Origin of the sequence: Pseudarthrobacter cellobiosi, from assembly GCF_023913755.1 — a bacterium.
GTDB lineage: Bacteria > Actinomycetota > Actinomycetes > Actinomycetales > Micrococcaceae > Arthrobacter > Arthrobacter cellobiosi.
The window spans coordinates 56,240-70,832 of sequence record NZ_JAMXBJ010000030.1; the positions used below are offsets into that span (position 1 = coordinate 56,240).

The following is a 14,593-nucleotide window of genomic DNA, read 5'->3' on the forward strand; positions in this document are numbered from 1 at the left end:
ACCGGGCGTTTAGCGCCGCGCGGTCAGGTCCGCCGAGACGAGCTTCGCGGTAGCCACGATTTCGCGGGCCACGGCGGCCAGGTACGCTTCCGGGTCCGGCTGGGCCGCCACCGATTGGGCCTGGAGGGACACGTTAACCGCGGCCACCGCTTTGGTTGGCCCGTCGTACACGGGAGCGGCAACGGACATCAGCCCGATTTCAAGCTCCTGGTCCAGCAGGCACCAGCCCTGGGCGCGGACGGTGCCCAGCACCACCAGCAGCTCGGGAACAGTGCCCAGCCCGCGCGGCGTCAGCGGTTTAATCTCCGCCGCTGCCAGGTAGTCCTTCAGTTCGGCGGACGGCAGGGCCGCGAGCAGCACCCTGCCCATGGACGTGGCGTAGGCCGGGAAGCGGGTGCCCACGGTGATGCCCACGTTCATGATGCGGCGCGTGGTCACCCTTGCGATGTAGGCGATGTCCGTGCCGTCCAGCACCGCCGCCGAGGTGGATTCGCCCAGCTTGAGGGACAGTTCCTCCAGGTGGGGCTGGGCCAGCTGCGGCAGGGACAGCCCGCTGAGGTAGGCGTAGCCGAGCTGCAGGACCTTGGCCGTGAGCGCAAACGTCTTGCCGTCGGTCCGTACGTAGTCCAGCTCAACGAGAGTGTGCAGGAAGCGCCGGGCCGTGGCTCTGGTCAGGTCCGTCCGGGCCGCCACCTCGGTGAGGGTCATGACCGGGTGGTCGGTATCAAAGGCGCGGATCACGGCCAGCCCGCGCGCCAGCGACTGCACGTACTGGTCACTCGCCTGCGGGGCGGCCCGTGAGTCTGCAGGTGCGTTGGTCATGGTCACCAATCCTATTCGGCGCGAACGGGCAGGTAATCCCTTCAAAACTTGGGTTTGAGGGGATCTGCTGCCAGTTCGCGGGTGGGGGCTTAAGTGTCCGTTCGCGCCGGGGGTGGGTTAGAGCGCGACGGCGGCGGCTGGCTTGAGCGGGACGGGCACCAGGTCCTGGAGTTCCTCGAAGGTGCAGCCGAACGTCTCACGGACAGTGACGCCGTCGGGCCCGGTGAGGAAGACGGCCTTGTCGGTGTACACGCGCGTCACGCAGCCCACGCCGGTGAGCGGGTACGTGCACGCTTCCACGATCTTCGACACGCCCTCGCGGGTCAGGAGCGTCATCATCACAAACACGTCCTTGGCTCCGGTGGCCAGGTCCATCGCGCCGCCCACCGCGGGAATGGCGTCGGGGGCGCCGGTGTGCCAGTTGGCAAGGTCACCGGTGGCCGAGACCTGGAACGCGCCGAGGACGCAGATGTCCAGGTGCCCGCCACGCATGATCGCGAACGAGTCCGCGTGGTGGAAGTACGACGCCCCCGGCAGTTCCGTGACCGGGATCTTGCCGGCGTTAATGAGGTCGCCGTCGATGTCGTCGCCCTCAGCCGCGGGACCCATGCCCAGCATGCCGTTCTCCGTGTGGAGCGTGATGTTCTGTTCCAGCTTGAGATAGTTGGAGACCAGAGTGGGCTGGCCGATGCCGAGGTTCACAAACGAGCCGGGCGCGATGTCCCGGGCCACGAGTTCGGCGAGCTGATCGCGGCCCAGGGGCTTGTTGCTGGTCTGAATGCTGGCCTGGCTGTTGGTCTGTGCGCTCATTTTCAGGCCACCTTCACGATGCTGTTGACGTAGATACCGGGAGTCACGACGTTTTCGGGATCAAGCCCGCCGGTGGGGACGATCTCGGACACCTGGACCACCGTGTGCTTGGCCGCGGCGGCCATGATGGGGCCGAAGTTCCGCGCGGTCTTGCGGTACACAAGGTTCCCCACGCCGTCGGCCTTCAGGGCCTTGATCAGCGCCACGTCGGCGTGGATGGGCGTCTCGAACACCTGGCCGCGGCCGTCGATGATGCGGGTTTCCTTGCCCTCGGCCAGCATGGTGCCATAGCCGGTGGGCGTGAAGAACCCGCCGATGCCGGCTCCGGCGGCGCGGATCCGCTCGGCCAGGTTGCCCTGCGGCACTAGCTCCAGTTCGATCTCGCCGGCGTGGAACTTGGCATCGAAGTGCCAGGAATCGGACTGCCGCGGGAAGGAGCAGATCATCTTCCTCACCCGGCCCTCCTTGATCAGCAGCGCCAGGCCCTGGTCGCCCTGGCCGGCGTTGTTGTTCACCACGGTCAGTTCCTTGGCGCCGCAGTCCATCAGCGCGTCGATCAGTTCGAACGGCTGGCCGGCGTTGCCGAAGCCGCCGATCATCACGGTGGAGCCGTCCTTGATGCCGGACACGGCCTCACTTACGGTGTCAACAAAATTCAGCATCGTTATGCCTTTCCTGTGCTGGTGCCGGTACCGGCCGTAACGTTTTCGAGGACAACGGCGAGGCCCTGGCCCACGCCGATGCAGATCGCGGCGACGCCCCAGCGCTCACCGGAGGCCTGCAGACTCCGGGCGAGGGTGCCCAGGATCCGGGTGCCGGACGCGCCGAGGGGGTGGCCCATGGCGAGCGCGCCGCCGTGCCGGTTCACGATGGTGGGGTCGATGCCCCAGGCGTTGATGCAGGCCAGGGACTGTGCGGCGAACGCTTCGTTAAGTTCGACGGCGCCCACCTGGTCCCAGCCGATGCCCGCCTTCGCGAGGGCCTTGTTCGCGGCCTCCACGGGGGCGTAGCCGAAGAACTGCGGATCGTTGCCGTGCGCGCCGCGACCAGCGATGCGGGCCAGCGGTTCCAGCCCCAGCAGCCTGGCGGCGTTCTCGCTGCCTATCCAGGCCGCGGAGGCGCCGTCGGACAGCGGGGACGCGTTCCCGGCGGTGACGGTGCCATTCTCGGTGCGAAACACGGTCTTCAACCCGGCGAGTTTCTCCGCCGAGGAGCCAGCGCGGATGCCTTCATCGCGGACCAGGTCAGTGCCCGGAACCGGGGCCACCAGGTTGTCGTAGAACCCCTCGTCCCAGGCGGCGGCGGCGAGGTTGTGCGAGTTCGCGGCGAACTCGTCCTGCTGCTCGCGGGTCACACCGTACTTCTCGCGGAGCCGTTCGGTGGCCTCGCCCAGGGAGATGGTCCACTCCTTCGGCATGGCCTTGTTCACCAGGCGCCAGCCCAAAGTGGTGGACGCCAGGGTCATGTCCCCGGCCGGGTAGGGCTTCTCCGTCTTGGGCAGGACCCAGGGGGCCCGGGACATCGATTCGGCGCCGCCTACCAGCATCAGCTCCGCGTCGCCGGCATTGATCTGGCGCGAGGCGATGATCGCCGCGTCCAGCGACGAACCGCAGAGCCGGTTCACGCTGGTGCCCGGAATCGAAACCGGCAGGCCGGCCAACAACGTGCCCATCCGGGCGATGTTGCGGTTCTCCTCACCGGCGCCGTTGGCGTTGCCGAACACCACTTCATCAATCCGCTCAGTGTCCAGCCCGGGGGCCCGCTTCACGGATTCCCTGATCACGTGCGCGGCAAGGTCATCCGGGCGGACGGCGGCGAGGCCTGAGCCGAACTTGCCGAACGGCGTCCGGACCGCGTCGTAGATAAAGGCCTGGTTCATGAATCTTCCTCTGAATTCTTTGGTTGGTCCCAACTAGGTAGCAGTAAGTGTCGTTTTGAGGGCTCATAACGACAGTTAGTGCTACCTAGTTGGGTGGGGGCGCTAGTTGGGTGGGGTGGCGGCGGAGTCCAGGGTGGGGGCGCGGTCGAGTTCGACGAAGACCTGCTGGGCGGTCTTGAAGGCCGTGTTGGCGGAGGGAACCCCGCAGTAGATGGCCGTCTGGAGCAGGATTTCCTTGATTTCGTCCCTGCTCAGGCCGTTGGTGATGGCCGCGCGGATGTGCATGGCCAGCTCTTCCCAGTGCCCGTGCGCCACCATCGCGGTGATGGTCACCGCCGAGCGCATCTGCCGTGAGATGCCCGGCCGGGTCCAGATGCCACCCCACGCGATCCGCGTGATCATGTCCTGGAAATCCTCGGTGAACTCGTTCTTGGTGGCGTTGGCCCGGTCCACATGCGCGGCGCCCAGCACTTCGCGGCGGACCACCATGCCGCCGTCGTAAATTTCCTGGCTGGTGGCATCCGGCTGGACGACGCCGTGCCGTTCTCCCCCGTTCAGGGCAGCGCCGCTCACTTGGCTGCCCCGCGGGATTCGCTCCAGATGATGAGGGTCCGCAGCAGTTCGGCAACGTGGGCGGGCGCCTCGGCTGGGGCCAGGTGCGCCACTCCCTCGAGCGTCACAGCATTTGCCGTGCCGCCGCCGGCGGTAATCCCGTCAACGGTTTCCTGAGCCATCGACGGCGGTGCAACAGTGTCTGCCGCGCCGGCAACTGCCTGGGTGGGGACGGTGATGCTGCCGAGTTCGTCACGGACATCAAAGCCGGCCAGCGCCTCGCAGCAGAAGGCGTAGCTGAAGCGGTCGGTGTCGCGGAGGGCGTGCAGGAGCCGGCTGCTCCGCTCGGGCTCACGGTCCATAAACCCCGGCGCAAACCAGCGCTGTGCGGAGCCCTGGATCATGACGGGAGTGCCCTGGCTGCGAACGGTTTCGGCGCGTTCCAGCCAGGCTTCGGGGGTGCCGATTTTGGCCCCGGTGCACTGGATGGACAGGCTCTTGAGGCGTTCGCCGTGCTTGATGCCCAGCTGTAGGCCGGTGGCGCCGCCGAGTGAAACCCCGGCGTAGTGGAAGGCTTCGCCCGGGGCGATCGAGTCCATCAGGTCCACCACTGAATCCGCCAGCGCGGCGACGTCGAACGTCTCCGTGGCGGCGGGTGAGACGCCGTGGCCGGGCAGGTCCCAAGCCACCACGTCGTAGTCGTTGGCCAGCAGGGTGGCCGCGTCGGACCAAAGTACGGAGGACGTACCCAAGGAGGGTCCAACCACCAGCAGGGGACGTTCGCCAAGGGCCCGTTCGGGTGAAAGCAGAACTGCCTTCAGGGTCGGTTTAGCCACGGTTGGCTCCGTTCTGGGTAGGTTTTGAAAAGTCGGGGTAGGCGGCCAGGATGCGACGCGAGATTTCGGCTGCCTGGCCCAGGTAGCCGGCCGGTTCCAGGAGTTCGCCGAGCCGCAGATCGGTGAGCACGCCAGCCGGGACGGCCTCGCGAAGCAGCCGACGGTAAGTTGCGCGCTGTTCGGCTGAGGGCGCCTGGAGCGTCCGGTCCACCACGGCCTGCAGCTGTTCTTTGCCGCTGCGGCCATCCTTTTCGGTCAGCAGCGGGGCGACGGCAGCGCCCACTCCTTCGGCCAGCAGCAACGGGCCGGCAAGGTCCAGGTTGCGGCGCATGGCGTCGGGGTAAACCTGCAGGCCTTCGGCGAGCTCCCGGAGGTGACCGGCAGCGCCGAGTGCCAGGCGGAGAAGCTGGCGCAGGGCCGGCCACTCCGTGTGCCAGGCGGCGTCGGGGCGTTCGTCGTTGAAGTTGGCAGCGGCCAGGTGCAGCTGGGCCACCAGCTGAGGCGCCTGGAGGGCGGCGCTGCGGATGAGGATCGACAACACCGGGTTCTGCTTCTGTGGCATGGCAGAGGAGACGCCGCGACCGGCGGCGCGCGGTTCGGCGAGTTCGGCCACCTCGGGCCGGCTCAGGAACAGGACGTCGGTGGCGATCTTGCCGGCGGCGTCCAGCGCCGAGGCCAGGGCATGTCCTAGGGACGTGACGGCCAACCGGTTTGTGTGCCACGGTGCCGGCGCCGGTGCCAGGCCCAGTTGCCGGGCCAGTGAGTCGGCCAGGTCAAACGGGGTGGCGGACGTTCCTGCGGTCAGCACGGTTCCGGCGGCCAATGTTCCGGCCGCCCCGCCGAACTGCACCGGGAACGGCACGTTGCCCAGCTGCTGTCCGGCGGCGGCGAGCCCGTGGAACCATTGCGCCGCCCGCAGCCCAAAGGTAAAGGGGAGGGAATGCTGGGTCAGGCTCCTGCCCACGCCCAGCGTGTCCACATGCTGTTCGGCCAAGGAGGCGAGCGCCGCCGTCGTGCATTTCAGATCCGCCAGCACCGCCTCGACGGTGTTGCGCGCGAGCAGCATCAGGGCCGTGTCCAGCACGTCCTGGCTGGTCAGCGACGTGTGCACCGCCTTCACTGCGCCGACGCGGGCGCCGTCCAGCGCCGTGACGTGCTTCCGCAGGTCTGCCAGCAGCGGGATGACGGGGTTGCCGCCGCTTTGGGTCCGGAGCGCGATGTCTGCTGCGTCGTAGCGTCCCGCCTCGGCGGCCGAGGCCACGACGGCGGCGGAACCGGCCGGCGCCAGGCCCGCCTTCTCCAGCACGGCGGCCCAGCCGGACTCGACGGCGAGAATCGCCGCCAGCACGGCGCGGTCACCGGTCAGAGCCGTCACCAGGGGCGACGCCGAAACAGGACTCAACAGGCCGACGTCACCGTCAGCCGCGCTTCCGAAGTGGCCGGTACCTTCCGTGCCGGGGGCCTCCGTCACTGGAAATCCAGGAAGACTGTTTCGCCGTCGCCCTGCAGGTGGATGTCCCACGTGAGCCCGCCGTCGGGATCGCGCCGGGCAATGAGGGTCTTGCGGCGGTCCGGGTCCAGGGAGCTGAGCAGCGGATCCTTGGCGAGGGCTTCCTCGTTCTCCGGCAGGTACACGCGGGTGAACAGGCGGTTCATCAGGCCACGGGCAAACACGGCGACGGAGATGAACGGAGCAGCACCGGACTCGGTGGGGCCCGGGTTTACGGTGGTGAACGTGTACACACCGGAGTGGCCCACGGAAGCGCGGCCCCAGCCGGTGAAGGTGTAGCCGTCGCGGACCAGTGAACCGGTCTGCTGCACGATTGTGCCCGCGGCGTCAGGCTGCCAGATCTCCAGGATGGCGTCCGGAATGGTTGCCCCTGCGCCGTCATACACGGTGCCCTGGAGGCGGATGGAACCGGGCGAGCCGGGAGCCAGGAGTTCGTTGTCCTTCACGAACGGCAGGGCGTAGCCGTAGAACGGGCCGACGGTCTGGCCGGGGGTGGGAACAAGCTTGGTGGTTGTGCTCACGTTATTCCTCATCTCCTGCTGCGCCGAGCGCCTCGTTTTCGGTCCAGGTCCGCTTGGAACCGGTAAGGACGATGTCCCAGTTGTAGCCGAGGGCCCATTCGGGTTCGGTCAGGTTGTGGTCGTAGCTGGCCACGAGCCGGTCGCGGGCGTCCTGGTCCACGATGGACTGGTAGATGGGGTCCAGCGGGAAGAGCTGGTCGCCGGGGAAGTACATCTGCGTGACGATCCGCTGCGTGAACTCCGTGCCGAACATCGAGAAGTGGATGTGGGCCGGGCGCCAGGCGTTGACATGGTTCTTCCACGGGTAGGCGCCGGGTTTGATGGTGGTGAACCGGTACGAGCCGTCGGGTCCGGTGATGCAGCGGCCCACTCCGGTGAAGTTGGGGTCCAGCGGGGCGGGGTGCTGGTCACGCTTGTGGATGTAGCGGCCGGACGCGTTGGCCTGCCAGATTTCCACCAGCTGCCCGGCCACGGGGCGGCCGTCGCCGTCCAGGACCTTGCCGGCCACGATGATCCGCTCGCCCTGGGGTTCGCCGTTGTGCTGGATGGTCAGGTCCGACTCCAGGGCGTGCACGTCCTGGTGGCCGAACGCCGGCGAAAACAACTCGATGGTTTCCGGGTCCGCGTGGTGCAGGCTTTTGGTGGGGTGCCGCAGGATGCTGCTGCGGTAGGGCGCGTAGTCCAGCCGGGGCTGGGTCTCGGCCGGGGCGCCGTCCTTGAGCGCCCGCGCGTAGGCATCGCCCATGGCGTTGATCTCTGCACTGAGATCCTGCTGTGTCTCCACTGCGGTCTCCTTTTCTGGTTGTTGGTGATGACTGGTGGTGCCGTCTTACCGGTGCTGCAGGTGGTCGTACTGGACTGCGTGCCGCACGGGGGCGTTGGGGGCGCCGTAGCCGTCGTAGGCGCCGCGGCGTTCCACCATTTCGAAGAACACACTGCCCACGGTGGCTGTGTAGAAGTGGAGGAATTCGCCGTCCGCGTCCCGGTCGTACAGGAGGTTCAGGTCCTGCAGCGTGACCAGGAAGTCCGATGCCAGGCCGAAGCGTGCGTCCAGGTCCTCGTAGTAGTTCGCCGGGATCTGCAGGAATTCCAGGCCGCGGGCCTTGCAGTTCCTGGCGGTGGCCACCAGGTCATCCACGGCGAAGGCGATGTGTTCCTGGTAGGTCTTGCGCTGCTGGTTCAGCGGCGCAAGGTTCAGCACCAGCCGCACGGCGCGGTCCCCGGTGGCCATGACCTGCGAGCGGACCAGACCGGTGGGGCTCGGCACTTCCGCGAACGGCTGGGGCTCCAAGGCCAGTGCGCTCGTGTAGAAGAGGACGGCCTCGTCGAAATGCTGCCACGGCTGGGCCAGGTTGACGTGGTCGATCACGGCGGTGGCTTCGGCGGCGGGCTTTTCCAGACCCTCCCCGAATTCACTGGTCCAGGCTGCGGTGCCGTCCGAGGTGCCCTGGCACAGGAAGATCTCGGTGGAGTCCGGGGCGGCGAAGCCCTGGAACACCTCCTCGTTGGCTTGGCTCTTGCGCGGGACCGCGGGGGCCTTAAGCTGCTGGGCGCGGGCGGCGGCAATCACCGGGGAGTCGACGTCGAACCCCAGGGCAGCGATAGCGGGAGCGCTGGTGGGCGACGCGTCCCCCGTTGAATCGTCCCCGTCCGCTGGTGCGGCCTCGTTGATGATCAGCCGGGCGTGCCCCATGGTCCAGAGCTGCACAGCCTTGGTGCGGTGCCGGCCGTTGAACTCGAAGCCCAGCTGGCCCAGGACCGTTTCCAGCCCCTTGGTGTCCGCGGCCCTGACTTCGGCGAAGTTGTAGCCAGCCGGCTCGGCCACCTGCGGGAGCGTGGCCAGTTCCATGGGATAACGACGGCGGCCGGGGGCCATAGGACCACCAGCAACAGTGCCAGCGGCACCAGTGCCGGTGCCGCCGTCGGAAGCATCATCCAGCCACTTGGCGCTCTGTTCCTCCAGCCAGATGAGCGAGCGCATGGCGTCGACGGCGGTGCGCTCCACGTCCGACTGGCGGAAGACGTCGTTGAAGATCTCCAGCGACACCGGGCCGCTGTACCCCGCCCGGACCACGTGGCCCATGAACTTGGCGAGCTCGAACTGGCCCTCGCCCGGGAAAACGCGGTAGTGCCGGCTCCAGGAGAGGACATCCATGGAGAGCTTGGGGGCGTCTGCCACCTGGACGAAGAAGATCTTGTCCGGGTTGAAGGCCTCGATGGGGGCGGTGTCCCAGGTGCGGGACAGGATGTGGAAGGAATCCAGGCAGGTGCCCAGGCTGGGGTGGTCCACGGCTTCCACGAGCTTGTGAGCGTGCTCGTAGTCGTTGACGTACTTGCCCCAGGCCAGGGCTTCGTAGGCAACCTTGACGCCGTGGTCCCCCGCCAGCGCCGCCAGTTTGTCGAGCTGTTCCACCCGGAGGTCGTCGCTGTCGATGCTGGCGGTGGCCACGTTGGAGCAGACCAGGATGGTGTCCATGCCCAGCCGCGCCATGAGCTTGAATTTGGCTTCGGCGCGCCGGAGGTTGGCGGCCAGGAGGTCGTCGGACACGCTGTCGAAGTCGCGGAACGGCTGGTAAAGATCCAGCGTGAGGCCAAGGTCGGCGGCCATCTTGCGGACGTCCTCGGGGGTGAGCGGCGACGTAACCAGGTCCTGCTCGAAGATTTCGATCCCGTCAAAGCCGGCGATGGCGCAGGCCTGCATCTTTTCCTTCAGGGTGCCGGAGAGGCAGACTGTGGCGATTCCGGTGCGCATCAGGCCGCCACCTCTTCCTTGGCTACGAGCTCCAGGAAATGGCTGCGCATGCGGTCCGCGTCGGCGTCCAGCCCGGTGAAAATCCGGAAGGAATCCGCCGCCTGCCCTACGGCCATGCGGCCGCCGTCCAGGACCTCGCAGCCCTTGGCGCGGGCTCCCAGGACCAGCTCCGTTTCGATGGGCCGGTAGACGATGTCCGCCACCCAGTGCCGCGTTTCCAGCAGGTCCAGGTCCAGCGGGACGCCCGGGTGGGCGGCCATGCCCACGGGCGTGCAGTGCACCAGACCGTCGGCCAGCGGCATCAGCTGCGGCAGCTCCACCGTCGTGCGAGCTGTGACGGTGCTGCCCGGGAAGAAGCCGGCCAGCTCTGCGGCGCGTGCCGCGCAGCGGGCGGGGTCCACGTCCACCAGGTCCAGCGCCTTCACGCCGGCGGTGAGCAGGGCGTAGGCGACGGCGGAACCGGCACCTCCCGCGCCAAGCTGGACGACGCGGTCCAGCCGTGCGCCCCGGAGGCCGGAGGCGAGCGCGGCGGCGAAGCCGGAGAAGTCGGTGTTGTGGCCGATGAAACGGCCATCCTCGATGACGACGGTGTTGACGGCGCCGAGCCTGAGGGCATCCGGCGAGACCTCGTCCAGGTGCGCCAGCACAAGCTGCTTGCACGGATGGGTGATGTTCAGACCGTTGAAGCCCAGGCTGCGGGCACTCTTGAGCAGGTCCCCCACGGCGTCGCCGGAAAGTCCGAGCTCCAGCAGGTCAATGGGGCGGTAGAGGTAGCGCAGGCCCTGCACATCGCCTTCGCGTTCGTGCATGGGGGGAGTGAGGGACGGCATAACGCCGTCGCCGACCAGTCCCACAAGGTAGGACTCAGTTCGATTGCTCATCCGGGCAGCTCCTTTGATACGGCACCCGGCGGGCGGCGGCGCTCAAGGCGTCCGCGGCGGTCGGGTGATAGGGATTACAGTACAACACTTGTTCACTTCTCGCACGCATGTTCTACATACGAACATCTTCGAGTTTTTACCGTTGCGGCAAGCGCGCGGCCAGCTCGGCCGCAGCGTCCTGCAGCAGGGGCACATGGGCCAGCAAGGCTTCGATACTGAGGCGGAACACGGGAACGGCGGTGGCCAGGGAGGCGAAGGCGTGGCCCTGCGAATTGAGCAGCGGCACGGCCACGGCGCGCATGCCGCTCTCGTTCTCCTCGTCCATCACGGCATACCCCTGCCGGCGCACCTTCTCGATTTCGGCGCGGAAAGCGGCACGGTCAGTGATGGTGTGTTCGGTGAGGGGTTCCAGCTCGAGCTCCTCAATCAACGCTTCACGCTCCGCATCCTCGGCAAAAGCCACCAGCGCCTTGCCCACGGCTGTAGCATGCAGGGCGCCCAGATGCCCGGGATCGCTGGTGACACGGAAGGTCTGCGATCCGTCCACCTTGTTGACGGTGAGGTGATGGTGGCCGTCGCGGACGCTGAGGATGGTAGCCTCCCCCGTCTGCTCGGTCACGCGGCGCAGGACCGGCAGTGCCGTGCCGGCAAATCCGTGATGGTTGGAGACCCGCTGTCCCAGCTGGAAGATCCGCAGGCCCAGGTGGTAGCGGCGGCCGTCCGGCTCATAGTCCACAAATCCGTCCCGCGTCAGGGATCCCAGCAGGCGGTAGGTGGTGCTGAAGGGGAGGTCGGCGCGGCGCGAGATCTCCGCGGCGCTGGCGCCACGCGGCTCGTCACCCAGGAGGACCAGCAGGCCCAGGGCCTTGCCCACCATGTCCGTACGGTCACCCTTGGGCGTCTTTGGCTCAGCGGCGACGTCATTGGGCGCTGTGGTTTGATTCACACTCATAGGTCGATATTGCCACATCGTGGCAACTATTTCTAGATGGTGATTATTTTCTTGACAAGTGACTGCGCTCACAGCCATCATTGCTATATCGCACAAGTAGCTCCCACCATGTGGCTACTCGTCCGGGTCTTTCAACGGACTCCAGCCGCACCGCACCAAGCCTCCACTCAGGCAGCTGCGGCTGCGACCCTCCAGATCCATCCGCGACAATGTCGTCACATCTAAGGAACTCCATGAGCCAGACACTTCCGTCCGCCGGGCCGGGCACTGTTGCCCCGGCAGGGACGCCAAAGAAAGCAGCCCTCGCCAGCTTCCTGGGCAGCGCCGTCGAATACTACGACTTCTTCATCTTCGGTTCCGCGGCCGCCCTGATCTTCCCCACGGTGTTCTTCCCGGACGCCGGGGCCAACGCGGCCGTTATGTCCTTCGCCACTTTCGGCTTTGCCTACGTGGCGCGGCCCTTCGGCGCCGTCATCCTGGGCCACTTCGGTGACCGCGTGGGCAGGCGGAAGGTCCTCATGTTCACGTTGCTGCTGATGGGTGCCTCGACGTTCCTGATCGGCTGCCTCCCCGACTTCAACACCGTGGGCTGGTGGGCTCCGGCCCTGCTGGTGCTGGCCCGGCTGTGCCAGGGCCTCTCCGCCGCAGGTGAGCAGGCCGGCGCCTCGTCCATGACACTGGAACACGCACCGGACAACCGCCGCGCCTTCTTCACCTCCTGGACCCTCACCGGCACCCAGGGCGGACAGATCCTCGCCGCGCTGGTCTTCATCCCCGTCCTGGCCCTTCCGGACGAGATCAAGTACGGCATCGGCTGGCGCATTCCGTTCTGGCTCAGCGCAGTGGTAGTGCTGGTGGCATTCTTCATCCGCCGCACGCTGCACGAACCGCCGGCCTTCGAGGAAGCCCAGAAGACCGCCCAGATTTCCAAGCTGCCCGTTGCCGACCTCCTCAAGGACCACTGGCGCGATGTGCTCCGCGTGGTCTGCTGCGCTTTCATCGCCGCAGTCTCCACTGTGTTCGGCACCCTGGCCATCACCTACGCCAAGACCGTGGCAGGGGTGGACGGCACCACCACGCTCTGGCTGGTAGTCGGCGCCAACCTGGTGGCACTGGGTACCCAGCCTTTGTTCGGCAAGCTCGCGGACCGGATCGGCCGCAAGCCAGTCTTCATCTACGGCGCCGTGGCCAGCGCCATCCTCACCCCGGTGTTCCTGCTCAGCCTGGAATCCGGCAGCATCCCGCTGATGTTCCTCGCAGCGATCGGCTTCTTCTCCTTCGGCTACGCAGCCTCAAACGCCGTCTGGCCGTCCTTCTACTCCGAAATGTTCAGCACCAGGGTCCGGTTCTCCGGACTGGCGATCGGTACCCAGCTGGGCTTCCTGATGGCAGGCTTCGCCCCGGCCATCGTGGCAGCCATGGGCGGCATCAGGCCCGGCGGCTGGGTCCAGATCAGCATCTTCACCGCCGTCATCTGCGGCATCTCGGCCATCTCCGCCCTGACGGCCAAGGAAACCTTCAACGTCCCCACCAAGCAGCTTGGCCTGAAGTAACGCACCAGCCCGGTTTTGAGACCGGAAAGCCCGCCATTCCCCCAAATGGCGGGCTTTCCCTGTTGAAAAATGGGCCATTCAGGCAGCAAAAGTACGACGGCGGACGGCTGGGTAGCTAGGGCCGCCCGGCCTCGAGCACGGAAGCCAGGTCAAAGTTCACCGGTTCCTCCAGTTGGGCGTAGGTGCATGATTCGGGGTCCCGGTCCGGCCGCCAGCGGTTGAACTGGGCAGTGTGGCGGAAGCGGTCGCCCTCCATGTGGTCATACCTGACCTCCACCACCAACTCCGGCCGCAGCGGCACGAAGGACAGGTCCTTGCCTGCGCTCCACCGGCTGCCTTCGGCGTTCCGCGGCGTCCGATCTCCCTCCTCCTGCTTGGCCCACGCCCACGGGTGCCCGTCAAAGTCGGTGACCAGTTGCTGCAGTTCGGCAAAAAGCTCCTGGCGGCGCTTCATCGGGAAGGCACCGATCACGCCCACGCTGGCCAGCCCGCCGTCGTCCTTGTACAGGCCGAGCAGGAGCGAGCCAATCGCGTCCGGTCCGCTCTTGTGCACGCGATAGCCGGCCACTACGCAGTCGGCGGTGCGTTCGTGCTTGACCTTGAACATCACGCGTTTGTCCGGCTGGTAGGAGCCGTCCAGGGGCTTGGCCACAATCCCGTCCAGGCCTGCACCTTCGAACTGCTGGAACCACTGCTCGGCGGTGGCCTTGTCCTGGGTCGCGGCGGTGATGTGGACGGGCGCCTTGCTGCCGGCGAGCGCCTTTTCCAGCGCTGCCCGCCGCTCGGCGAAGGGCCGCCCGGTGTAGTCGTCGTCGCCCAGGGCCAGCAGGTCAAAGGCCACAAACTTGGCCGGGGTCTGTTCGGCGAGGAGCTTCACGCGGCTGGCGGCGGGATGGATGCGCTGCTGCAGGGCGTCAAAATCCAGCCGGTCACCGGCTGCCCTCACCAGCACAATCTCGCCGTCCAGCACACAGCGGGGCGGCAGGTTCTCCTTCAGGGCTGCCACAAGCTCAGGAAAATACCTGGTCATGGGCTTTTCGTTGCGGCTGCCGATCTCCAGCTCATCGCCGTCGCGGAAAATGATGGACCGGAACCCGTCCCACTTGGGCTCATAGCTGAGGGCACCGTCGGGCATTCCGCTGACGGCTTTGGCGAGCATGGGCGGGACGGGGGGCATCACCGGAAGTTGCATAGTGCCCATTCTTGCCCGGGAGACCCACCGGCGGTAGGCCTGAACTGGCACAATGTCCGGCTGAAGGCTCCGGCGCGGTTTGGCGGGTGGCGTTCTCCGAATCCCATGGTGCCGGCGGAAACTAATCGATCGCGGAGAACTAACCGGCTCCTAACGTTGAGGAAACGCGGGCGCAACATTGCCCCGCCACACTGGAAGTGCCGGCAAGCGCAGGCACCAGCTCCAGCCAGGAGGCCCCCGTTACCTTTTTAGTAGCCCCTTAACGAGTAAGAATTGGGGTTGTTGGCCTGTCGGTCTCGGCATGATTAAGTCCCCCAGTCATCAATGATCCGG

General features: G+C 66.9%; 14 protein-coding genes. 1 reads left to right on the forward strand and 13 read right to left on the reverse strand.

Annotated elements, in window-relative coordinates; all coding sequences use genetic code 11:
• Positions 1–9: 9 nt before the first annotated feature.
• The 12 genes from NG696_RS03480 to NG696_RS03535 all read right to left on the reverse strand — a co-directional run bounded on the left by NG696_RS03480 (position 10) and on the right by NG696_RS03535 (position 11,515).
• Complete coding sequence (locus tag NG696_RS03480; RefSeq protein ID WP_252564569.1) at positions 10–822, reverse strand: IclR family transcriptional regulator domain-containing protein; 813 nt, start codon at positions 820–822, stop codon at positions 10–12.
• Between the two features lie 117 nt (positions 823–939).
• The gene (locus tag NG696_RS03485) at positions 940–1,632 is read right to left on the reverse strand and encodes a 3-oxoacid CoA-transferase subunit B (RefSeq protein ID WP_252564570.1); all 693 of its coding nucleotides are present in this window, start codon (positions 1,630–1,632) and stop codon (positions 940–942) included.
• A 2-nt stretch (positions 1,633–1,634) separates the two neighbouring features.
• A complete protein-coding gene (locus tag NG696_RS03490) occupies positions 1,635–2,294 on the reverse strand; it encodes a 3-oxoacid CoA-transferase subunit A (RefSeq protein WP_252564572.1) in 660 nt (219 codons plus the stop codon).
• Between the two features lie 2 nt (positions 2,295–2,296).
• Positions 2,297–3,511, reverse strand: coding sequence for a thiolase family protein (locus NG696_RS03495; protein ID WP_252564574.1), 1,215 nt, complete (start codon positions 3,509–3,511; stop codon positions 2,297–2,299).
• 102 nt (positions 3,512–3,613) lie between these two features.
• Positions 3,614–4,069 carry a 4-carboxymuconolactone decarboxylase gene (gene pcaC / locus NG696_RS03500; RefSeq protein ID WP_252564661.1) on the reverse strand — a complete coding sequence of 152 codons (456 nt, stop codon included), beginning with the start codon at positions 4,067–4,069 and terminating at the stop codon, positions 3,614–3,616.
• A gap of 11 nt (positions 4,070–4,080) precedes the next feature.
• Complete coding sequence (locus NG696_RS03505; protein WP_252564576.1) at positions 4,081–4,899, reverse strand: alpha/beta fold hydrolase; 819 nt, start codon at positions 4,897–4,899, stop codon at positions 4,081–4,083.
• The gene (locus NG696_RS03510) at positions 4,892–6,370 is read right to left on the reverse strand and encodes a lyase family protein (protein WP_374208647.1); all 1,479 of its coding nucleotides are present in this window, start codon (positions 6,368–6,370) and stop codon (positions 4,892–4,894) included. The genes NG696_RS03505 and NG696_RS03510 overlap by 8 nt, the downstream gene beginning before the upstream one ends.
• On the reverse strand, positions 6,367–6,942 hold the full coding sequence (gene pcaG / locus NG696_RS03515; RefSeq protein WP_252564578.1) for a protocatechuate 3,4-dioxygenase subunit alpha: 576 nt from the start codon (positions 6,940–6,942) through the stop codon (positions 6,367–6,369). Before pcaG ends, NG696_RS03510 begins: the two co-directional genes overlap by 4 nt.
• A complete protein-coding gene (pcaH, locus tag NG696_RS03520) occupies positions 6,932–7,714 on the reverse strand; it encodes a protocatechuate 3,4-dioxygenase subunit beta (RefSeq protein WP_252564580.1) in 783 nt (260 codons plus the stop codon). Before pcaH ends, pcaG begins: the two co-directional genes overlap by 11 nt.
• A gap of 45 nt (positions 7,715–7,759) precedes the next feature.
• Positions 7,760–9,682: a bifunctional sugar phosphate isomerase/epimerase/4-hydroxyphenylpyruvate dioxygenase family protein gene (locus NG696_RS03525; protein ID WP_252564582.1), complete on the reverse strand. Its 1,923-nt coding sequence runs from the start codon at positions 9,680–9,682 to the stop codon at positions 7,760–7,762.
• On the reverse strand, positions 9,682–10,563 hold the full coding sequence (locus NG696_RS03530; RefSeq protein WP_252564584.1) for a shikimate dehydrogenase: 882 nt from the start codon (positions 10,561–10,563) through the stop codon (positions 9,682–9,684). Before NG696_RS03530 ends, NG696_RS03525 begins: the two co-directional genes overlap by 1 nt.
• Positions 10,564–10,699: 136 nt before the next feature.
• The gene (locus tag NG696_RS03535; protein WP_252564586.1) at positions 10,700–11,515 is read right to left on the reverse strand and encodes an IclR family transcriptional regulator; all 816 of its coding nucleotides are present in this window, start codon (positions 11,513–11,515) and stop codon (positions 10,700–10,702) included.
• A gap of 233 nt (positions 11,516–11,748) precedes the next feature.
• On the opposite strand from NG696_RS03535, the gene NG696_RS03540 reads away from it, so the two are divergent.
• On the forward strand, positions 11,749–13,068 hold the full coding sequence (locus NG696_RS03540) for an MFS transporter (RefSeq protein WP_252574052.1): 1,320 nt from the start codon (positions 11,749–11,751) through the stop codon (positions 13,066–13,068).
• A 115-nt stretch (positions 13,069–13,183) separates the two neighbouring features.
• On the opposite strand, the gene NG696_RS03545 is transcribed toward NG696_RS03540, so the two are convergent.
• Positions 13,184–14,260 (reverse strand): ATP-dependent DNA ligase, encoded by a 1,077-nt coding sequence (locus NG696_RS03545; RefSeq protein WP_252574054.1) that lies wholly within the window; start codon positions 14,258–14,260, stop codon positions 13,184–13,186.
• Between the last annotated feature and the right edge of the window lie 333 nt (positions 14,261–14,593).